Annotated in this window: 18 protein-coding genes; 8 read left to right on the top strand and 10 right to left on the bottom strand. The window is 60.2% G+C overall.

Annotation, left to right across the window (positions count from 1 at the left end; translation table 11 throughout):
* The first annotated feature begins 16 nt into the window (after positions 1-16).
* The 3 genes from RDA78_RS15780 to RDA78_RS15770 are packed head-to-tail and all read left to right on the top strand — an operon-like array spanning position 17 to position 3074.
* Positions 17-682, top strand: coding sequence for a response regulator transcription factor (locus tag RDA78_RS15780; protein ID WP_434050779.1), 666 nt, complete (start codon positions 17-19; stop codon positions 680-682).
* Complete coding sequence (locus RDA78_RS15775; RefSeq protein ID WP_434050778.1) at positions 679-2064, top strand: sensor histidine kinase; 1386 nt, start codon at positions 679-681, stop codon at positions 2062-2064. The genes RDA78_RS15780 and RDA78_RS15775 overlap by 4 nt, the downstream gene beginning before the upstream one ends.
* Positions 2034-3074, top strand: a complete 1041-nt coding sequence (locus RDA78_RS15770; RefSeq protein WP_434050777.1) for an ABC transporter substrate-binding protein — start codon at positions 2034-2036, stop codon at positions 3072-3074. Before RDA78_RS15775 ends, RDA78_RS15770 begins: the two co-directional genes overlap by 31 nt.
* Before the next feature lie 3 nt (positions 3075-3077).
* On the opposite strand, the gene rraA is transcribed toward RDA78_RS15770, so the two are convergent.
* From rraA to acnA, 3 genes are read right to left on the bottom strand one after another with little or no spacing between them, the layout of a single operon-like run.
* The gene (gene rraA / locus RDA78_RS15765) at positions 3078-3578 is read right to left on the bottom strand and encodes a ribonuclease E activity regulator RraA (RefSeq protein WP_434050776.1); all 501 of its coding nucleotides are present in this window, start codon (positions 3576-3578) and stop codon (positions 3078-3080) included.
* A complete protein-coding gene (locus tag RDA78_RS15760) occupies positions 3575-4729 on the bottom strand; it encodes a PrpF domain-containing protein (RefSeq protein WP_434050775.1) in 1155 nt (384 codons plus the stop codon). The genes rraA and RDA78_RS15760 overlap by 4 nt, the downstream gene beginning before the upstream one ends.
* Positions 4729-7308, bottom strand: a complete 2580-nt coding sequence (gene acnA, locus RDA78_RS15755) for an aconitate hydratase AcnA (protein ID WP_434050774.1) — start codon at positions 7306-7308, stop codon at positions 4729-4731. Before acnA ends, RDA78_RS15760 begins: the two co-directional genes overlap by 1 nt.
* A gap of 89 nt (positions 7309-7397) precedes the next feature.
* Here acnA and RDA78_RS15750 point away from each other — a divergent pair, with 89 nt between their 5' ends.
* Together RDA78_RS15750 and RDA78_RS15745 are read left to right on the top strand one after the other, a co-directional pair.
* A complete protein-coding gene (locus RDA78_RS15750; RefSeq protein ID WP_434050773.1) occupies positions 7398-8072 on the top strand; it encodes an IclR family transcriptional regulator in 675 nt (224 codons plus the stop codon).
* Positions 8073-8169: 97 nt separating this feature from the next.
* Positions 8170-9045 (top strand): isocitrate lyase/PEP mutase family protein, encoded by an 876-nt coding sequence (locus RDA78_RS15745; RefSeq protein WP_434050772.1) that lies wholly within the window; start codon positions 8170-8172, stop codon positions 9043-9045.
* Between the two features lie 52 nt (positions 9046-9097).
* Here the strand turns inward: RDA78_RS15745 and RDA78_RS15740 are convergent, their stop codons facing one another.
* The 4 genes from RDA78_RS15740 to RDA78_RS15725 form a co-directional block, all read right to left on the bottom strand.
* On the bottom strand, positions 9098-9877 hold the full coding sequence (locus RDA78_RS15740; protein WP_434050771.1) for an IclR family transcriptional regulator: 780 nt from the start codon (positions 9875-9877) through the stop codon (positions 9098-9100).
* Between the two features lie 9 nt (positions 9878-9886).
* Positions 9887-11245, bottom strand: coding sequence for a TRAP transporter large permease (locus RDA78_RS15735; protein ID WP_434050770.1), 1359 nt, complete (start codon positions 11243-11245; stop codon positions 9887-9889).
* On the bottom strand, positions 11245-11913 hold the full coding sequence (locus tag RDA78_RS15730; protein ID WP_434050769.1) for a TRAP transporter small permease: 669 nt from the start codon (positions 11911-11913) through the stop codon (positions 11245-11247). Before RDA78_RS15730 ends, RDA78_RS15735 begins: the two co-directional genes overlap by 1 nt.
* Positions 11914-12005: 92 nt before the next feature.
* Positions 12006-13169: a TRAP transporter substrate-binding protein gene (locus RDA78_RS15725; RefSeq protein WP_434050768.1), complete on the bottom strand. Its 1164-nt coding sequence runs from the start codon at positions 13167-13169 to the stop codon at positions 12006-12008.
* Between the two features lie 177 nt (positions 13170-13346).
* Between RDA78_RS15725 and RDA78_RS15720 the strand changes: the two genes are divergently transcribed.
* Positions 13347-14945 carry a GMC family oxidoreductase gene (locus RDA78_RS15720; RefSeq protein ID WP_434050767.1) on the top strand — a complete coding sequence of 533 codons (1599 nt, stop codon included), beginning with the start codon at positions 13347-13349 and terminating at the stop codon, positions 14943-14945.
* A gap of 95 nt (positions 14946-15040) precedes the next feature.
* Here the strand turns inward: RDA78_RS15720 and RDA78_RS15715 are convergent, their stop codons facing one another.
* The 3 genes from RDA78_RS15715 to RDA78_RS15705 are packed head-to-tail and all read right to left on the bottom strand — an operon-like array spanning position 15041 to position 18500.
* Entirely contained in the window at positions 15041-16654 is a 1614-nt protein-coding gene (locus RDA78_RS15715; protein ID WP_434050766.1) for a 5-guanidino-2-oxopentanoate decarboxylase, read from the bottom strand.
* Positions 16642-17841 carry a pyridoxal phosphate-dependent aminotransferase gene (locus RDA78_RS15710; RefSeq protein WP_434050765.1) on the bottom strand — a complete coding sequence of 400 codons (1200 nt, stop codon included), beginning with the start codon at positions 17839-17841 and terminating at the stop codon, positions 16642-16644. Before RDA78_RS15710 ends, RDA78_RS15715 begins: the two co-directional genes overlap by 13 nt.
* 2 nt (positions 17842-17843) lie before the next feature.
* Positions 17844-18500: a TetR family transcriptional regulator C-terminal domain-containing protein gene (locus RDA78_RS15705; protein ID WP_434050764.1), complete on the bottom strand. Its 657-nt coding sequence runs from the start codon at positions 18498-18500 to the stop codon at positions 17844-17846.
* Between the two features lie 281 nt (positions 18501-18781).
* Between RDA78_RS15705 and RDA78_RS15700 the strand changes: the two genes are divergently transcribed.
* Both RDA78_RS15700 and RDA78_RS15695 read left to right on the top strand, forming a co-directional pair.
* Positions 18782-19945, top strand: a complete 1164-nt coding sequence (locus RDA78_RS15700; RefSeq protein ID WP_434050763.1) for a M20 aminoacylase family protein — start codon at positions 18782-18784, stop codon at positions 19943-19945.
* A gap of 623 nt (positions 19946-20568) precedes the next feature.
* Complete coding sequence (locus RDA78_RS15695; RefSeq protein WP_434050762.1) at positions 20569-21051, top strand: toxin-activating lysine-acyltransferase; 483 nt, start codon at positions 20569-20571, stop codon at positions 21049-21051.
* Positions 21052-21065: the final 14 nt, after the last annotated feature.

Below are 21065 nucleotides of genomic sequence, written 5' to 3'. Positions count from 1 at the left end.
GCAAACGGCTGAAAACATGCGCTTCCTGCTGATTGAGGACAACGAAAAACTGGCAAAGGCCATTGTCGATCGGTTGAGTCTGGACGGGCATGTGGTCGATCACGCGCCGGATCTGGAGACCGCTGCGCACTGTTTGGCCAGCACGGGATACGAACTGATTCTGCTCGATATCATGCTGCCCGACGGCGACGGCAGAACCTTTCTTGAAACACACCGCACGGGCGACAACGACACGCCCGTGATCGTCCTGACCGCGCGCTCGGAAGTCTCGGACCGGGTTCGTATGCTCGATCTAGGTGCCGACGACTACATCACGAAGCCGTTCGACTTTTCCGAACTGGAAGCCAGGTGCCGCGCCGTGCTCAGGCGCCGCCAGGGCGCGGCCCGCAATCAGAAGACATTCGAGGACGTGGTGTTCGATCCTCTGGCAGGCACCGTCGCGGTCGCGGGAGAGGTATCAGATCTCAGGAACCGCGAACTGCGCCTGCTGGAGGTTTTCTTTTCCGCACCCGACATGATCTTTTCAAAGTCGCATCTGGTCGACCGGCTTTTTTCTTATGACGAAGACGTTTCTGAAAACGCGATCGAGGTCTATGTCGGCCGGGTGCGCAAGAAACTGCAGGGAGGCCGCGTCAGGATAGAGACCGTGCGCGGTGTCGGCTACCGGATGACCGCCACATGACGACCGTCCACGCGCGTGGTTCTCTTCGCAGACGCCTTCTGCTTCAGCTTCTTCTGGTCGCGGCAATTCTCTCCGTCGCGCTTTACTTCACAGTCCGCGCGCTGGCGCAGCAGGCCGCCGAGACGACCCAGGACAACATTCTCATTGCCTCCGCCACGGCTATCTCGGAAGCGGCCCGGGCCGAACGCGGCCAGATCCTGGTGGACGTTCCCTATTCCGCCCTTTCCATGCTTGGGTCAATCGCCGAGGAACGGGTGTTCTACCGTGTCACGGCGGACGACCTGACCGTGACCGGTTACGATGACCTGCCAATGCCGCCTGCCGCCTCAGAAGTCGGTGCAGCGGTCTTTTCCACCACGGTCTACAAGAGTGACGAAGTCCGCGTTGCAGCACTACCAAGGCGCCTCACCGTTGGCGACGAGACTGTGATCCTGACGGTTCTCGTCGCCCAGACGCGGCTGGGCCTTGCCGCCGTTTCGCTGCAGATCTCCATCGCAGCGGCGGCCGCCGGTGTCGGTTTCTTTCTGCTGTCGGGCGCGCTCAGCTGGTTTGCCACCAACAACGCCATGCGCCCGCTGAACCGGCTTGCCCAGTCCGTCGAGCGCCGCGGCCCGCAGGATCTCAGTCCCGTGGAAACGTCCGCACCGACCGAACTTGTTCCCTTGCTCCAGTCCCTCAACACCTTCATGGCCCGTTTGAGCGCGTCCCTGGCGCGAACGGAGGACTTCATCGCGGAAGCCGCCCATCACGTCCGCACGCCGCTCGCGACGGTACGGACTCAATCCGAAATCGCCATGCGCAGCGTGCGCAAGCCGGAGAACAAGCAGATCCTGCGTGAAGTCATCCGTGCTGCGGACGAGAGCTCGCGCTCCGCAGGCCAACTCCTCGACCACGCCATGGTGGCGCTGCGCTCCGACAATCTGGAAAAGGAAAGACTGAACATGAAGGATCTCGCCCAGGACGTGATCCGGTCAATCAGCCCGACGGCGGACCTGAAGGACATCCGCATCACCTGTTCCGGCTCCGACACCACAAGCTCCGTCGAAGGAGACCCGATCCTTCTGCAGAATGCCCTGCGCAATCTGCTCGACAACGCAGTGAAGTATTCACCCGAGGACAGCCGCATCAAGGTCGAGATATCGGAAGCTGCGGCCACAATTCAGGTCGATGTGCTTGATGAAGGCAGGGGTCTTGGTGACGGCGACCGGCAACATCTGACGCAGCGCTTCGGACGGGGAGACAACGTGAAGGATATCATCGGATCGGGCCTCGGCCTGACGATCGTGGACGAGGTCGTGCGCGCGCATGGCGGAGCACTGGCATTGACAGACAATCCGGAAGGGAGAGGAACGTGCGCTTCCATCACCTTGCCCTCTGCCTGATCGCAGGGCTGACCGCCCTGGCGTCGACGGCACATGCGTTTGTCGCCGAAGAGGAACGCCTGTTTGACGTCGACAATCCATCGGCAACGCTGAACATCATTTCAACTGCGGATCTCGACATCTTCTCCCCCCTTGTCGATGCCTTTCAGGAGCGCAATCCGACAATCCGGGTACGTTACGTGACGGCGTCAAGCAGCGAACTCATGAAGGCTCTGTTTGAGGAAGGTGCTGAATTCGACATCGCAATTTCTTCCGCCATGGACTTGCAGACCAAGCTCGTCAATGACGGCTTTGCGGAGCGGCATGTCTCTGCCGAGACCGGGTCCCTGCCCGCCTGGGCAAAATGGCGGGATCGGCTGTTTGCCTTCACGCAGGAACCAGCCGTTCTGGTCTATTCCAGGGAAGCCTTTGAAGGTCTGCCGCAACCCACCAACCGGGACGAGTTGATCGCACTACTGAGGGAAAACCCCGACAGGTTCAATGGCCGCGTCGGCACCTACGACATTCGGGAGAGCGGCGCCGGATATCTTTTCGCGACGCAGGATTCCCGGCAATCTGAATCGCTCTGGCGCATGGCTGAAGTCATGGGACGACTGAACGCCCGGCTTTATTGCTGTTCTAGCCAGATGATCGGGGATGTCGCCGATGGACAACTGGCGCTGGCCTACAATGTCCTCGGCAGCTACGCGGCCCAGCATCTGGAAGACCACCCCGATCTCGACATTCTCCAGTTCAAGGATTTCACGACCGTGATGCTGCGCACGGTCCTGATCCCCAAGACCGCCCGGGACACGGATTTGGCCGGCCAGTTCATTGACTTCCTGGTGTCGGCGGAAAACAGGGAGCTCATAGAGGAACGGACGGGTTTGCCGGCCATCGACCCCGCGGTTCTGCAGCGCGAAGCCGCTTTCCGGCCGATCCGGCTCGGTCCGGGGTTGCTGGTCTACCTGGATCAGCTCAAGCGCAGGACCTTCATCCGCGCCTGGCTGAACGCCATGGTGCAGCCGTAAAAGCTATAGATTGAGTGGCTGATCGGTGACGATCACCCCGTCCGCATCGCAATAGATGAACATACCCGGTTCGATGAGCACGCTTCCGAAGGCAACGGGCACGTCAATGGCACCCGTTCCGGCTTTGGCGGATCTGACGGGACTCGTTCCAAGTGCCTTGATGCCAAGATCGAGACCGGCCAGCATTTGCGCGTCGCGGACAGCTCCGTTGATCACGATCCCGGCCCAGCCGTTGTTGATGAGCCGTTCGGCCATCCTGTCGCCCAAAAGGGCTGTTCGCACCGAGCCGCCGCCGTCCAGTACGATGACACCACCATCGCCCTTGGCCGAGAACAGCTCTTCCTGGACCAGTTTTGTGTCCTCCACCATCACCGCTGTCCTGATCTTGCCCGCAAACGCCCGCCGCCTGCCGAAGTCCCGGAACGGCAATTGTACAAGCCGCACCTTGTCCGGATGGGCATCGTTGAGGTCGCAGGTCGGATGAAATGTTACTGAATGACTCATGACGTCTCCTCGAGCAACTTGGAGGGGTAAAGCACCGCTCCCTCCATCATGCGCCGCTGCGTGCGGAACGTCCCGGCGCTCAGCGCCTCAGGTCCGTCGGCACCTATACGAACATCGGCTGTGACCGTCAGAACACCCGACGGGGTCCCGACACGAAGATCCTTGCCGTCGATCCCGGCGATTTCCTGCACCAGGGAACCTGGCACCTGCGCCGCGACCGCCGTGCACATCCCGCCGGTCAGCGTGATGGCCCGGTGGAAATTCCCCATGGACACAAGACGCACATTGAGGTCGTGGGTCGCCGTGTCGTGGCCTGCCCCGTCAAGCGACCTGAAACGTGAGGCCGGTCCGAGCATGGCCACCTTCGGATTGGAGCGTTTCACATCATCAGGCGTTGCCGCCATACCCATGGCGATCGCTCCCGCCCGGCGGACAGCCTCGATGCGTGTCATCAGGTCCACGTCACCGTCGAGGTCCCCCGGCTGTTCCGTTGCCGTCTTGCCGAGATCGGACGCTCTGACGTAGACAACGGGATTGGCCGCATCGACAAGAGAGGCCCTGACCGTGCCGAGCCCTTCGACCGTCAACGCATCGACCGCGTTGCCTGTCGGCAGGAGCTTTCCCGTGGCCGCGCCGCCTGGAGCCAGGAATTCAAGCACGATCGGCGCTCCGGTTCCGGATACGCCCGGTATGGAAACATAACCCTCTTCAACGGCCTTGCCGCCCTCGACCGGAAACCGGCTGTGATAGATGCGGTTGGTGTTGGTGTCATAGATCCGCACAAGCGCATCGGTCTGTCCCGGCGCCAGGTCGATCATGCCGTCATCAACGGCGAAGGGTCCGACACAGCTCGCCATGTTGCCGCAAGCCGATCCATAATCGGCGAGCGACTCATCGACGGCGATCTGCACGAACGTGTAGTCGACATCCGCGTCGTCACGATCAGACGGCTTGACGATCACGACCTTTGACAGCGACGACAGTCCGCCGCCCATCCCGTTCAACTGACGGCCATAGGCGTCGGGGCTGCCAAGCACATGCAGGAAGATCCGGTCGCGCGCGCCCCTTCCTTCCGGCAGGTCCGCGCCGTTGAAGACAACCGCCTTGGATGTTCCTCCACGATAGAAGGCGGCACGCAAGCGGTTTGGCATCAGGCTGCTCCTTGAAGGAAGTTGCGGAACGCGCGCGGCAGGAGGCCACCTTCGGCGAAAGTCGCGCGCTCACCGTCATTGTAAAGACGCAGATCCAGGGGTGTCATGTCGTAGCTGCCGTCCTTGCGATGCACCGTCAGCATCGCGCCTGTCAGGTCCCCATCGAAGTCGATGTCATAGGTCTCGCTGCCGTCCAGCCCGAGCGTATGCCGCGTGACACCTTTCGGGAAACAGAGCGGAGCAATCCCCATATTGACCAGATTGGACCTGTGGATGCGCTCGAAGCTTTCCACGATCACGGCCCGGACCCCGGCGAGCCATGGTGCCTTGGCCGCCGTGTCGCGCGATGAGCCGCAGCCATATTCCTTGCCGCCGATCACCACGAGTTTCTGGCCCCGGTCGAGATAGGTCTCGATCGCCTTGTAGATCGAGGTGACTTCCCCTTCCGGTTCAATCCGGGTCCAGGAGCCTTCCTTGTCCGGCGTCATCTCGTTGCGAAGCCTGTAATTGGCATAGGTCGAGCGCACCACGACATCGGAACAGCCCCGCCGCGTGCCGAAGGAATTGAAATCGCGCGGCGATACGCCCAGTTTCTGCAGGAACTGTCCCGCTTCCGATTCCGGCGTGATGATGCCGGACGGCGATATATGGTCCGTGGTGACGCTGTCACCGAGTATGACCAGCGGCCGCAATCCCTTCAGGTTGCTCAGGGGCGGTGTCTTGCTGTCAATCTCGCGCACGAACGGCGGAAACGAGATATAGCTCGAAGCCACCCACTCATAGGTTCCATGCCCGGCTTCAAGAGCGTTCCAGTGCGTGTTCACATCGCTGATCGCCGCATAATTCGTGCTGAACTCCTCCGGCGTCACGAAAGTCTTGACGATGTCCGTCACTTCATTCGCATTGGGCCAGAGATCCGACAGCATCACCGGGTTGCCGTCCTTGTCGGTGCCGAGGGGCTCCGATGTAATGTCCTTGAGGATCGTTCCCATCAGTGCATAGGCAACCACAAGCGGCGGCGAAGCAATCATGTTGCGGGACGCGAGCGGATGAATACGTCCGGCGAAGTTCCTGTTGCCCGACAGAACCGCGATGCCCTTGATATCGTTGTGTTTGATCGCGGCCTCATGCGCGGGGTCCAAGGGACCCGACATGCCGTTGCAGGTTGAACAGGAAAAAGCAGCCACTTCAAATCCGAGCGCATCAAGAGAAGTCTGCAGCCCGCTCTTTTCGAGATATCCGGCAACGACCCTTGAACCTGGCGCGAGAGACGTCTTCACATGAGGCGGAACCTCCAGGCCACGGGCAACAGCATTGCGCGCCATCAGGGCCGCCGTGACCATGTTGCGCGGATTGGCCGTGTTGGTGCAGCTTGTGATCGCAGCGATGATCACGTCGCCGTCGCCGATATCGTGGTCTTTGTCCGGCACGCTGACGCGGCGCACTGTTTCGCCCTCCAGCTTCAACCGGTCGCTGGCATTTGCCAGATCGATACGCTGTTCGGGACGCGAGGGTCCGGACACCGACCGGCCGATGCTGCTGAGATCAAGCCGGACAACCTCGTCATACTCGATTGCAGGATCAGCGTCTGCGACCCAAAGGTCCTGCGCCTTGCAGTATATTTCCGTGGTGCCTGCCGCCTCGGCGCGTCCCGTGTCGCGCAGGTATGCCGTCGTGCGTTCATCGACCGGACAGAACACCATCGTGGACCCGTATTCCGGCGCCATGTTGGCAATCGTCGCGCGATCCGCAACGCTGAGTGAGCCATATCCGGGACCGAAGAGTTCGACGAACGTGTCGACGACACCGAGCGCACGCAGTTGTTCCGCGATCACCAGTGCAATGTCGGTTGCCATGATCTCGTCCGACGGAGCACCGCTGATTTCAAGACCAATGACACGCGGAACATTGACGGGCGTGGTCTCGCCGAACAAAACGGCCTCAGCTTCCAGTCCACCGACGCCCCATCCCATGATGCCGAGCGCGTTGATCATCGGCGTGTGGCTGTCGGTTCCCAGGCAGGAATCGGGAATAAGGAGACCCGGGTCTTCATTCGAGGGCAAAACGGTTTGCCCGAGATATTCAAGGTTCACCTGGTGGCAGATGCCGCCGCCAGGCGGCATGACGCGCAGGCGCGGGAACCGGGTTTCACAGGCTTTCAGGAAGGCGAAGCGCTCGCGGTTGACCTCGAATTCGCGGTCCATGTTCTTTTGCAACGCGAACCTGTCCGCCCAATGATTGATCGACATGGAGTGATCGATCACGAGATCGACGGGCAGGCTCATGTCAACGCTGAGCGGATCGCCACCCTGTTCCTCGAGCAGGTTGCGCATCGCCATGATGTCGATCAGCGCCGGGATGCCCAGCATGTCATGCAGCAGCAGTCTTGCCGGCCGGAAGGGGACAGCTTCGCCATTGCGTGCGAGCACGTCGAGTGCCGCCACCCCTTCGCTCGAGTGGCGCGCCGCGTTTTCGGCCAGAAGCCGCAGGGAATACGGCAGGCTCCGGTATCTGTCGCCCAGAATGGCCTGATAGTCTGCCGCCTGAAATGATGAATTTGCGATCGGATGGGTGCGCACTTTGCCTCTCCTCAGTTGGTGTAACGCTAGACAGTCAAGGGGGATTGCAGCAAGGTGCTTCTCGCACCGTTTCACCTGACAGAACGCAAATGGCAACCAATCGTACTGAATCCGTCGAAAGGGCACTCTCGATCCTGAGCTCTTTCTCGACACAGAAACCGGTCATGACCCTCGCGGAAATCGCCGAGGAGACAGGTCTGCACAAGAGCACGATCCTGCGTCTGACCAACTCCATGCAGATCTACGGTTTTATTCAGCGCGACGATGACGGCCGCTACAGTGTCGGGCCGAGTGTCTGGCGTCTCGGGCTGATCTTCCGGCGCGACTTCACCAAACGGGAACATGTTGCCCCTTCGCTCAGGATACTGGCCGAAGCAACGGGTGAAACCGCGTCGTTCTACGTACGCGTCGGCAATGAACGTGTTTGTTTGTACAGGGAAAACTCGCCAAACCTCCTCCGCTTCCATGTTGAGGAAGGCATGCGGCTGAAGCTCTCGACCGGTGCGTCCGGGCTGGTTCTGCGCCACTTCTCAGGGGATGATGTCGGCGATCTCGGCAACTTCAACAAGAACGGAACCGTGAGCACGGTCGGGCAGACCAATCCAAACATCTCCTCTGTCTCGACACCGGTTTTCAAGAGCACAGGCGAGCTTGCCGGAGCGCTCACCGTTTCCGGTCTCGCCACCCGGTTCGACGAAGAAGCGCGCGCGAATGCAATTCCCCTGCTGGAGAGCCTCGCGAAGAGCCTCATGACCGCAGACTGAGCGTTTCGTCTGACAGAACGCTCATCGCCACAGCTTGCCAATTAGCGGACCGGGGCCTAGTCAAGAGCACAAGGCAATCCAACCGGAGTTCGCGAAGATGATGAACCACGAAATCAACAAGGCGTTTCGGGAGCGCCTCGCGCGTGGCGGCGCGGTCCTGATGCCGGGCGCAGCCAATGCCCTGGCCGCACGGGTCATCGACGGGCTCGGCTTCGAAGCGGTCTACATCTCCGGTGCGGGTCTCACCAATACCTATCTCGGCATGCCTGATCTCGGGTTCGTTTCGCTTCCGGAGATCGCGCAGCACACCTCGGCGATCCGCAACGTCACCAACCTTCCGATTGTCGTCGATGCGGATACCGGTTTCGGCAACGCGCTCAACGTCACCCACACAGTGCGCACGCTCGAGCGCGCCGGGGCCAGCGCCATTCAGCTGGAAGATCAGGTCAACCCGAAAAGGTGCGGACACTTTTCAGGCAAGGACGTGGTCGATCTTGCAGAAGCGCGCAGCCGGATCAAGGCTGCGGCCGACGCGCGCATCGACCCGAATTTCCAGATCGTTGCACGCACGGATGCCTGCGCAACACATGGCTTCGATGCCGCCATAGAACGCGCCGAAGTCTTCATCGAAGACGGAGCAGACATCACCTTCATCGAAGCACCGCGCAGCCTTGAGAACGTCCGCGACATCCCTGCCCGGCTCCGCGGGACGCCGCAATTGATCAACCTTGTCGTTGGCGGCAAAACGCCGATCCTCGACCTGTCGGACCTCGATGACATGGGGTTTGGACTGGTGCTGTACGCCAACGTTGCCCTTCAGGGAGCTCTCAAGGGAATGCATGACGCACTCGGAGCGCTGAAGTCGGAAGGCCGCATGGACGAAGGCGCCCTCGTCGCCAGCTTCGAAGTCCGCCAGAACGCGGTCCACAAGGACTTCTACGACGCTCTCGAGAAAAAGTATGCGGCCGACTAGAACGGTCTCGTTTTCGAAGGCCAAGTGCAGCGTCTGCAGATTACGGCAGCCTTCACTCCACGACGATCTGCTCGAGCCTTGATGCCGCATCCTGAAGTTTCGGCAACTGGGTTATCAGGCTGTCAATGTCATGCCGCTGTCTTGGCGCATGGATGGACAGCGTCGTCATCAGGCGGCCCCTGTCGTCGCGGATCGCGACGGCGACGGCTGTCATTCCGTCCATGAATTCCTCGTTGTCGACCGAAAACCCGCGTGTCTTCGTCTCGGCGAGTTCGCGTTTCAGTGCATCGGGTTCGACCAGCGTCTGCTCGGTCCGCCGCTCCAACTCCACGGACGAGAGGAGGCGATCGAGAACCGACCCCGGCAGTGTTGAGAGATACATCTTTCCGCTGGCGGTGCTGTGAAACGGAACCTGCGTTCCGATCGGCAGCTGGATGCGCAGGGGCCAGTGGGTCTCGACGCGGTCCAGGTAGACCATGCCGTCTCGCCCGGGTGCCGCCAGGTTGCAGGTCTCGCCCACCTCCGAGGCCAGATCCCGCATCACCCGGAGGCGTTCCGTCCTTATCCGCTGCGACGACAGCGTGTTCGTCGAGAGCTTCCGCATCCGCTTGCCGGGACCATAGGACCTTCCGTCAAGGCTGCGTTGCAGGAACCCTTCGGTTTCAGCGGTATGCAGCAGACGGTGAACGGTCGGTTTCGGCAAACCGACCAGTTCGCAAAGCGTTGAGGGAGCAACCGGAACCCCGGCTCTTGCGACTTCCTCCAGAATGACCAGCAAACGCAGGTTCGTCGGTATCTTTCCTGCTTCTTCTGTTTCGTGGTCGTCTGACATCTTCGGCAATCATCGGTTCGGCAGCAGCATCAACGCCAGTTCAGGGGTCAGGGACACGACGATCCAGACACTGATCAGGGCGACTAGGTAAGGCACCGTATAACGAAGTAACCGGAAATAGGGAACTCCCGTGACACCGGACGCCACATAAAGGTTGAGCCCGTAAGGCGGCGTAATGAAACCGATGGATGCACCGACCAGGAAGATCACGGAAAAGTGGATGGGATCGACACCGACCGAAGCCGCGATCGGAGCCAGGATCGGCGCCAGGATGATCGTGACCGGAAGGCTTTCCAGAACCATGCCGGAAACGAACACGATGATCATCGACGTGAACAGAACTGCATGGTAGCCGCCCATCGACGTCACAAAATCGCCGATGGTCGCCTGTGCGCCGAGAAGCGACAGGATCTGCTGCATCACGACCGAGATCGCGATGAGCGGCGCGAGAATTCCGGTGATCTGCGCCGAACGGATCACGATCGACGGAACCTCGGTAACGGTGAACCCCTGAACCACGAACATTTCGGCATAGCTTTTTTCAACAACCGGCCGATCGCCGCGTTTGCCGAGGATCTTGTTGAGCGGGTAGCTGACGAAACCGGCGAGCATGCAGAAGCCGACGGTCACGCCGGCCGCTTCGGTCGGCGAGAACTTGCCCGTGTAGATGCCCCACAGGACCAGCCCGATGGCAAAGAAACCGAGCCACGCGCCGAAGGCGGTTTTCAGGATACGGTTCAGTTGGAACGGGATCAGGAACCCCCACCCGTTCAGGCGGCAGATTATCCAGCAGGCAACCTGCATGCCGATGACCATCAGCGATCCCGGGATGATGCCCGCGACGAACAGATCGGAGATCGGCAGGTTCATCAGGAAGCCATAGACGATGAAAATGATCGACGGCGGAATGATGATCCCGACCGTACCGCCGGCCGCGGCCGTTGCCGCCGAGAAGCGTTCGTCGTAGCCGCCCTTGACCATTTCCGGATGAAGCATGGACCCGATGGTCGCGGTCGTGGCCGAATTCGATCCGGAGATCGCGGCGAACAGACCGCAGGCGCCGAGCGAGGCCATTGCCAGCCCGCCCCGCAGCCAGCCGAGAACGGCATAGGCGAAGTCCGACAATCGCCGCGCGATGCCGGAGCGGTTGATCAGGTCTCCCGTCAGGATGAACAGCGGCATCGCCAGGAGAGCAAAGCCCTTGTTGAAGACGTTCAGCAGTTCCGCGCCGAGATTGTCGAGCGTCAGGCCAAGCACGAAAGAGCATCCGATGACCCAGTAGGCAATGACCAGCAGGACCGGCACGCCGATCATGAACAGGACCGTGACACTGATTGAGATCAGGGTAACCCAGGTTGCGTCGGTCATCAGGTGTCCTCCCCGATCACGGCCTGCTTGATCAGCGGCTGGTTGGTGCGCCAGTTCCGTATGTCATCCATCAGGTTTTCAAGCACCCTGGCCGCAAGCATCAGAAAGGAAAGCGGCGCGGTGATCAGGAACCACCACTGCATGACGTTGTCGGTCCCCAAGACGATCTGGAAGTTCGAGGCGGAAAGCGCCGTCAGCCTCAAGGTTGTGACGAGAACGATCACCGCGAAGATGAACCAGAGCAGAGCATCCAGGCAGAGACAGGCCATCTGTCCCCAGCGCGGCATGATCGATCTGAATTCGGAAAAGCTCAGATGCGTGCGCAGGCGCACGTTAAAGGCCGCGCCAAACCAGGTCATGATCATGAACAGAAGCGGCGGGATGGTGGTGGACCACGGCTGCTGGTTCGCAAACACGAACCGGTCGATCACGCCCCAGAAGATGATGAAGGCGATCGCGAGGTAGCTCCACACCATGATGGTGCGCTCCAGATGCCGGTCGAGAAAGGGCACAAGCCGGTAAATCAGGACGATGAGCAAGCCGCCGACCAAAGTCACAAAGGCACCCATGATCCAGGCGGCCTCCGATTTCAATGCGTTGCGGATTTCCCAACTGTCTTGTGATGCTAAAGCGCTCAGGATCGCGCCAAGATCCGACCAGATTGCCATCTGCCCCTCCCTGTTCCGCCGGTTTTCCCGATCTGAAGACGAATAGGGCTGGCGCGGAGTGAACGCGCCAGCCCGGTCAGCTTAAAGGGTAATCAGCCTCTCCACCAACGCCGCGGCTCGACGTTTTCGGGCTTCATGTCGGCCGGAATGCGGCGCGCGATGTCGTAGATTTCCTGGTAGGTGTCGATGCCACCGGCCCAGCCGTTCAGACGGTCACGCCATTCCTGCCACAGCTGCGGCTGGAACTCGGGCGAGCACATTTCTTCCGCAAGCTTGATCTCGCTATCCGGCAGGAAGGCCGGACGCACGTTGTTTTCAACGAAGATCGTATCCGGCAGCTGAGGATCGGAGAAACCGACCGTCTTCACGAGTGCAGCCTCGTTGGCCGCCTGCACGTGCGCCTGCGCCCAATAGGCGGACTCCATGACCGCATCCTGCAGGTTGCCTTCCAGGCTGTCGAAGACGCTCGCCGACATCGACGTGTGCTCGGTGCCGCAGAAGAACTTCAGGTCGACCGATTGGCTGACGACCGGCGACATGTTGGCGTATGCCACCGCACTTGCCCAGGTCTCGGCACCATCGATCAGGCCCTGTTTCAGGCCGTCGAGGGTTTCTTCCCAGGCAACCGGAACCGGGTTCAGGTTCAGCGCCTTCATCGCAATACGGCCGAGCTGCGTTCCGGTCACACGGTTCTTGGTGCCGAACAGCTGCTCGAGTTTGGTGACCGTCGGACGGTCTTCCCATCCAAGCCCCAACTGGATACCGCGCAGTTCGCAGTGGCTGAACAGGAACTTCAGGCCGTGGCGCTTTTCGAGCGGATCACGCAGGATCTTCTGCGATTCCGGGCTGTAGAGGAAATAGTACTGGGACGCCCGTCCCGGGAACATGAACGCATAGTCCAGAACGTTGAGGTACGGTGCGCCGCCAGCAGAGTTCTGCGTCGAAGCGGCGTAGATATCGATGATGCCCTGCTGAGTCTTTTCCACACAGGAAAGCTGTCCGCAGATCTGGTTGTCGCCGATAAATTCGATGCGGATCTCGCCGTCCGTCCGTGCTTCGAGATCGCGCGCAAATTCAAGGGCACCTGCCCGCTCGATAAGAAGGTTCCGGGCATTGAAGCCCGCCGCACCGAACTTGAGCGTATGCTTGGCCGGCTTGGAAAAGCGCTTGTCGTAGGTTGATTCTGCCGCCGACGCGAGGTTGGCTAGGCTCATTGCACCGCCGAAGGTACCCGCTGCAAGCAGCGTCGAGCTCATCCCGTAAGTACCTGCAACGCGGAACAAATCGCGCCGAGAAATCTTGTTTAGTTTATTTACCACACTCATTGCTTCCTCCCAGTTCGCAATTTTTGAGACGTTTTGTTTCAAAAAAGGCTAGTTTATTTTGTCCTTTTTGCATAGGCTTTTTTCAAAGAAATAATTGGGAGACCAAAAATGGAGGCAGATTTCGTCGTAATCGGGGCCGGCTCGTCCGGTTGCGTTATCGCCAATCGTCTTAGCGAAAATCCCTCCAACAAGGTCATTCTGCTGGAGGCAGGAGGCCGGGACATAAACCCGTGGATCCACATTCCTGTCGGATATTTCAAGACCATGCACAATCCGACGGTGGACTGGTGTTACAAGACGGAACCCGATCCGGGCCTGAATGGCCGCTCGATCGACTGGCCGCGCGGAAAAGTGCTTGGCGGATCGTCTTCGCTGAACGGCCTGCTCTACGTGCGCGGACAGAAGGAGGACTATGACCGCTGGCGCCAGATGGGCAATGAGGGCTGGAGCTGGGACGACGTCCTGCCGCTCTTCAAGCGCTCGGAAGACCAGGAGCGCGGCGCCGACGAGTTTCACGGAACGGGTGGCCCGCTTTCCGTTTCGAACATGCGCATCCAGCGGCCGATCTGCGACGCATGGGTCGCGGCCGCGCAAACGGCAGGATATCCTTTCAATCCGGATTACAACGGCGCGACCCAGGAAGGCGTCGGCTATTTTCAACTGACCACGAAAAACGGCCGCCGCTGCAGTTCCGCAGTCGCTTACCTGAAGCCTGCACGCTCACGCGAGAACCTGCAGATCATCACCCACGCACTCGTCAGCCGGATCAACCTGGATGGCAGGAAAGTCACCGGGATCACCTACAGGGACAAATCCGGTACAGAGCAACTGATCACGGTCCGGCGTGAAGTCATTCTTTCGGGCGGCGCGATCAATTCGCCGCAGGTCCTGATGCTGTCCGGCATCGGCAATCCGGATCAGCTGCGCGAAAACGGCATTGAACCGCTGCACGAACTTTCCGGCGTTGGTCAGGGTCTGCAGGACCATTTGCAGGCAAGACTTGTCTTCAAGTGCAACGAACCGACTCTCAACGATGAGGTCCGGAGCCTCTATAACCAGGCGCGGATCGCGTTGAAATACGCCCTCTTCCGGGCCGGCCCCATGACCATGGCCGCAAGTCTTGCAACCGGGTTCCTGAAGACAAGGCCGGAGCTGGAGACACCGGACATTCAGTTCCACGTTCAGCCCTGGTCGGCCGATTCGCCCGGCGAAGGCGTGCATCCCTTCTCGGCCTTCACCATGTCGGTCTGTCAATTGCGGCCCGAAAGCCGCGGCGAGATCCGCCTATCCGGTCCCGACCCCCGCAGCTACCCGAAGATCATTCCGAAATACCTGTCGACGGAAACCGACTGCAGGACCATTGTCGACGGCGTCAAGATTGCACGAACGATAGCCCGCCACGCACCGCTCACCTCCAAGATCGCCGAGGAGTTCCGGCCGACGGCGACCCTCGACATGGACGACTACGACGGGACGCTCGACTGGGCCCGCCAGAACAGCGTCTCGATTTATCATCCGACCGGAACCTGCAAGATGGGAACGGGCGCCGGTGCGGTGGTCGACTCGCAGCTGAAAGTGCACGGCATCGATGGTCTGCGGGTCGCGGACTGTTCGATCATGCCCGAAATCGTTTCGGGGAACACCAATGCGCCCGCGATCATGATCGGAGAAAAAGCTTCGGACCTGATCCGTGCCAACGCCGCGTGACACGGCGCGAACGGTCGTGTGAGAGCACGGCCCGGCGCGGTGAATCTGACGTTGGTTCAAAGCCTGCTACAAGGTGAGACCTCAGGTTAAGGTGACTACGCCGTCGCGCCGCGCGTGCTCGTTTCGTGGATTTCGATCAGGCCGGGTCCGTTCCGATCTGCGAACTGCTTGAGCGCAGGAGCAAGCTCGTCAACGTCGTTCAGCCGCATCGACGGGACGCCGTAGGCCTCGGCGATCTTCAGAAAATCGGGCGCGGAGGGTGTCACGCCCTCCGGCTCGATCCCGCATTCGATCATGTAGGTGCCGATTTCGCCGTAGCCATCATTGTTCCAGACAAGAAAAATGACGTTCGCCCCGCAGTCTTTCGCGGAGCCGATTTCGGCAAGTGAAAACTGGAATCCGCCGTCCCCGACAAGACAGACCACGGGCGTATCAGGTTCGCCAAGACTGGCACCGATAGCGGAAGGCGGTCCGTACCCGAGCGCCCCGAAACCGGTTGCCGCGTTGAACCAGCCTTTCGGGCGTCCTGCCTCGAAAAAAAGATTTCCCGAATAGATCGCCTGGGTGGAATCCCCGACGATGACGCAGCCCGGCAGGGTATCCCGGATTGATTCCAGCACGCTGATTTCGGTGCGCATCTTTGGCGTGAGACCGGACAGGACCGCCTCCCGGCATGCCTGCGCCCTCGCGGGACCGTTTCTGCCGCCTTTGCTCTCAGCGAGTTCCGGCAGAAGGTCGTCCAGCAGCAAGTCCACGCTCGAAAGGATGCGAAGAGACGCCGCCGGCCCGCGCGTGAGCTGATCCGGATCGATGTCGACACGCACAAGATCTTTCAGCGCCGGAAAGCCCCCGTCGCAATACATGTCATAGTCCGTCTGCCCCATCTGTGTTCCGAGCGCGATCACGGTGTCGGACGCCGCCAGAAGCTCGCGCACCGCGGCAAGGCTCGGACTTGCAGGAACGGAAAGCGGGTCGCCCGAAAGCAGACCTCTGGCGTTGACGGTGGTCACAACCGGTGCATCGAGGCGCTGGGCCAGCGCCCTGACTTTTTCAGCGGAAGAGACCGCTCCGCCGCCGCACAGGACCACAGGTAACTTCGCGCGCCGGCATTTTTTGCTCAGCGCTGCAACATCAGACGAGGCTGCACGCGGTCCGCTCAGCTTCGTTGTCACCGCTGCCTCCAGTTCTATGGGTGTGTCCATGACATCGGTCGGGATCTCGATATGCACCGGCCCGGGTCTGCGGCCTTGAAGCATTGTAAAGGCGCGTTCCATGACTGCTGGCAGGTCGCGCGGTTCGTGCAGCGTATGCGTCATCCGCGAAATGCTCGCCATCGTCGCCCGCTGATCGGGCAATTCATGCAGCCAGCCTTCGCCGTGGCCAAGGCTCGCCCGTGCATTGACGCCCGAGATCACCAGCATCGGTATGGAATCCTGATAGGCCTGCGCCATCGCGGTAATCGCGTTGGTCACGCCGGGTCCGGTGATCAGGAGTGCGACACCCGGTTTTCCGGTCATGCGCGCATAGCCATCGGCCATGAAACCGGCCCCCTGTTCGTGGCGCGGCGTGATGTGCCGTATTCTGGAGGCCGCAAGCCCCCGGTAAAGCTCCACCGTGTGCACGCCCGGAATACCGAAAACGACGTCAACACCATTGTCCTCAAGAATGTCGATCAGCGCCTCGCCGACCGTTTTTGTCACGACGCCCATTTATGCGTACCCTTGTCTTTGTCCAGGTTGTCGGCAAATGCCGCGATCCGGTCCAGTGCTTCCGCAAGGACCTCATCCTGTACGGTCAGGGAGAGGCGAATGTAGTTTGCCGCCTGATCACCGAAGGAAGCCCCGGGCATCACGGCCACCGCCTTCTCCTGAAGCAGCCGGTCCGCAAAAAGGGTTCCGTCCAGACCGGTCGCACCGACATCGATCAGCAGGAACATACCCGCCTCCGGCATCATCGGCCGCAATGCGTTGTGTTCACCGAGACGATCCATGATCAGTGCCGCCCGCCGCGAATAGAGCGCGCGCATGCGCTCGGCGGTATCGAACTCTTCCGTCAGCGCCTTGGCCGTCATGTCGGCAATGAAGGGCTGCCCGCCAAAAAGCATGGTTTCGGAGACGGCCAGAAGTCGCGTGCAGAAGTCTTCCGGTCCGACCGCCCAGCCCGAGCGAAAGCCGGGCGCCGCATGGGATTTCGAAATGGACGACACGACAATCGTGCGCTCGGCGAGTTCCGGAAGATCGAACGGAGACGCAAACTCGCCGTCGAAGATCAGTTCTTCATAGACCTCGTCGCAAACAATCCAGAGATCGTGCCGGATGCACACCTCGCCGATCGCCATGAGTTCGTCCCGCGTGAGCGTTGCCCCGGTCGGATTGTGCGGCGTGTTCAGCAGCAGAACCCGGCTTTGTGGTGTCACGGCCTCTTCAAGATCGCCGGCCTGAAGATGAAATCCGTTCTCCGCGCGCAAAGGCACGGGCACCATCGACGCCCCGGCCGCCGCGATCACGCCTTCATAGGTCGCATAGAGCGGGTCACACACGAGTACCGAGTCCCCGGTTTCCACGAGGCCGAGCATGACCGCAAAGAGCGCGGTCTGCGTGCCCGGGAAACAGAGGATGTTGCCTTCACCAACGCCAGCTTGTCTTCGACCGTACTTTTCCACAAGGGCGGCAACGACACGCGGTTCGCCGCGCCCGTTCGAATAACGCGTGCGCCCTTCCCGCATTGCCCGGTTGGCTTCATCGAGCAGGGCTTCGTCGGGCCGGATATCCGGCTCGCCGATTGTAAGTTCGATAACCGGAGTTCCTTCAGACGCCATCTCGCGCGCCTTCAGGTGAACGGCCCATTTGCCGGAACCCAGGTGGGCCAGACGGTCGGTAATCGACGCGTATCGCATGGTCAGGTCTTTCGGATTGGAGGAGAGGTGTTTGTGTCCAGGGTAACCCCGCCCAGCAGGGCTTCGACGGAACGGATCGCAATGTCGGATAAAGGCGTATCGGCAAAAAGATCCCCCGCCAGGGTGCCTTCGAGCCAAAGGCCGTCGATCAGACCGTTGATGGCGATGGCAAGCTCCCGGCAGGTGACCGGGTCGGCGTTGCGGCCAGACTCCGTCAGGACATCTGAAACGAGATCTTCCAGCACGGACCGGAACGCCGTGTAGCTTTCCAGGTGTATCTGGGCAAAGACCGGGTCGACGCGGACGCGGCTGATGAAGGCGGCCCAGAGAGACAACCGTTTCGCATCAGCGACAGGTGCGCTCAGATTGGCGACGACAAATGCGCGCAACCTTCCACGCGCGGTCGGATGAACCCCCTCGGCTGAATCCATGACGCCGCCGATCAGACCGGCCATCAGGTCCCGGTAGGCGGCGTGAAGCATCTGATCCTTACTGACGAAATAGTGGCGTATGAGCCCCTGCGTGACGCCGGCGCGGGCCGCAATCTCGCGAACCGTCGCATTTTCCAGCCCGCTTTCGGCGATACAGTCCAGGGTCGCCGCAATGAGATCCCTGCGCCGGTCAGCCTCGCTCGCACGATGAAACGCACGGCGGCTCATCGAAGTGTTCGCCCGCGGACAGACGTCGAGTGATGGACGCACGCACGGAAAGGCAAGAGCGCATCTGCGCTCCAATATGCGTGCCGGCCGTCGCAAAACATGAGCAAAAAGTCCTTTTGAATTGTCGCAGGGATTCGGTCTGGAATACTGTTATTATACGCTTGAATAATAAGCGCACAAGTGCAAAACTTCGGCCACATTTTGCGCGAATGATCCTGCTGTGCCGAGTTGACCTACCGGCATTCACCGGTCGGATCGAGACCAATAGTCATCGGAGAGTTATGACCTTCCAGCCTCTGAACAGTGATCCCGGTCTTGTCGCGATGCGGCGCCGGCTCCATGCCATCCCGGAAATCGGTCTGTCGGAATACAAGACCTCTGACGTCGTTGCGGACGAACTCACAAGGCTCGGCTATCGCGTAACCCGGGGACTTGCCACGACCGGGATCGTCGCGAGCCTGAGCAACGGGGAAGGTGAAAAAAGCATCGGCATCAGGGCCGATTTCGATGCCTTGCCGATCGAGGAACAGACGGGGGCTGACCATGCCAGCACTCATCCGGGCTGCATGCATGCCTGCGGCCACGACGGCCATACCGCGATGCTGCTCGGAGCCGCAGCGTTGCTTGCCGAAAGGCGGCGGTTCGACGGCACCGTTCATCTGATCTTTCAACCGGCAGAAGAAAACTTCGGCGGCGCGAAACTCATGATGGAGGACGGCCTCTTTGACCGGTTTCCTTGCGACGCCGTCTTCGGGCTCCATAACGAGCCCTCCCTGCCGCTCGGCAATTTTGCGTTCAGGGAGGGGGAGATGATGGCGGCTGCCGACGAGTGCAGGATCACCATTGTCGGCAAGGGAGGGCACGGTGCCGAACCTCATCTGGCCGCGGATCCGATCGTATGTGGCGCGAGCATCATCATGGCGCTTCAAACCATCATTTCCCGCAACACGCAGGCATCTCAGCCGGCGGTCATCACCGTCGGCACATTCAACGCCGGCAATGCCAGCAACGTCATTCCCGAGCGCGCCGAAATGTGCCTGACCGTGCGCGCCCTTGATCCGGACATCCGCAACGACCTTGAGGACCGTGTCCGCACCGTCGCCGAGGGGCAGGCCGCAAGTTACGGCATGCAGGTCGAGATCGATTATGAGCGTTTCTATCCGCCGCTGATCAATCCAAAGGCCGAAACGGGTTATGTCCGCGCCTTCGCAGAGCGGTTTGCCGGCACCGAAAAGGTTCACGACATGCCGCACCCGATCATGGGCAGCGAGGACTTTTCATACTTTCTGGAACAAAGACCCGGATGCTATTTCCTGCTCGGAACCGCCAGAACGGAAAACGACCCGCCGCTGCATCACCCGAAATATGATTTCAACGACGATGCCCTGCCGATCGGTGCAGCGTTCTGGACAGAACTTGTCGAGGATTTCCTGACGCAGGACTGAGCTCCGATCGCCAGGCCCGTAACCCCTGTCCTCGCATTGCCCGCCCTTGGGGCATCGCAATTGATAGAAACTGATGCGAACCCAGTGAATACTGGTATTCGAGCGAGCATGACAAACAATAGTGATTCAAAAAAGTAATATTATAAGATTTTTCGAAACCGTGATTGATATCACAAGCCAAATTAACAATAATAATAATTAAAAGTGATCGAAATCACAATAAGTATATAAAATTATTACTTTGTGACCTGAATCACGATAAAAGTTATCAATTATAATTCTTTAGTGACGCACATCACTACAGGTTAATCCAAAATAACCCAAGGTCACCTTGTCACGAGGCGGTCGCTCCTGGAGCTGACCGGCACATGACGGGGGCTCAGTGTTAATACATCGGACCAATCGTCCGGCATTCCCCCAACCAGACTTCCTGGCCGCTGTTGCGGTCCGACAGACAATTTCAGCGGCTGCTGGTCGCTGCAGTTTTGCGTGTGTTTTGAGTTGGATGCGGGCTTCCGAAAACCCGTCTCCGGAACAAAAACCGCCGGTCCTTCAAGACCGCCGGAATGGATATGTGCGGCTTTTTCTTAATACTCGCCGCGTGCAGGAAAGCGAGCTGAACAATGAACGCGACTGTTGTAACACAAGACCTCGGCCTCCCGGATTTCACCCTTCTTGGTGAGAGCCTTGCGCTAATGGCTCACTGCGACCTCTACCGCTCCCGCAGCATCGACCAGTTCGGTGCATTGATCCTCCCGCCGATGCGATTGGGCCAGTTCAGAATCTGGCGCCGGAACGGTGTGGCGGTCGCCCTTGCGACATGGGCCTATCTCGACGAAGAGACGGAGCATGCGGTCCTCGAAGGCGATGAACCTCTGGGCCCCGAAGACTGGGCCTGCGGAGACCGGCCCGTGGTCATGGATCTCGTCGCGCCCTTCGGCGACGGTTTCGCGGCATCGCGGGATCTGGTTCGCACGATCTTCCCCGGCATCGCCTTCAAGGCCGTGCGCCGTTACCCGGAAGGCGACACTCGCCGCATCGTGCAATTCGCCGGTCTGACCGCCGACGGACATAAGGTTGCCCCCTCCTCCCGGATCGCAGCCTGACATTCACAAAAAAC

Origin of the sequence: Roseibium sp., from assembly GCF_051016195.1 — a bacterium.
Lineage (GTDB): Bacteria > Pseudomonadota > Alphaproteobacteria > Rhizobiales > Stappiaceae > Roseibium.
This window is presented reverse-complemented; position numbering and strand designations above follow the sequence as displayed.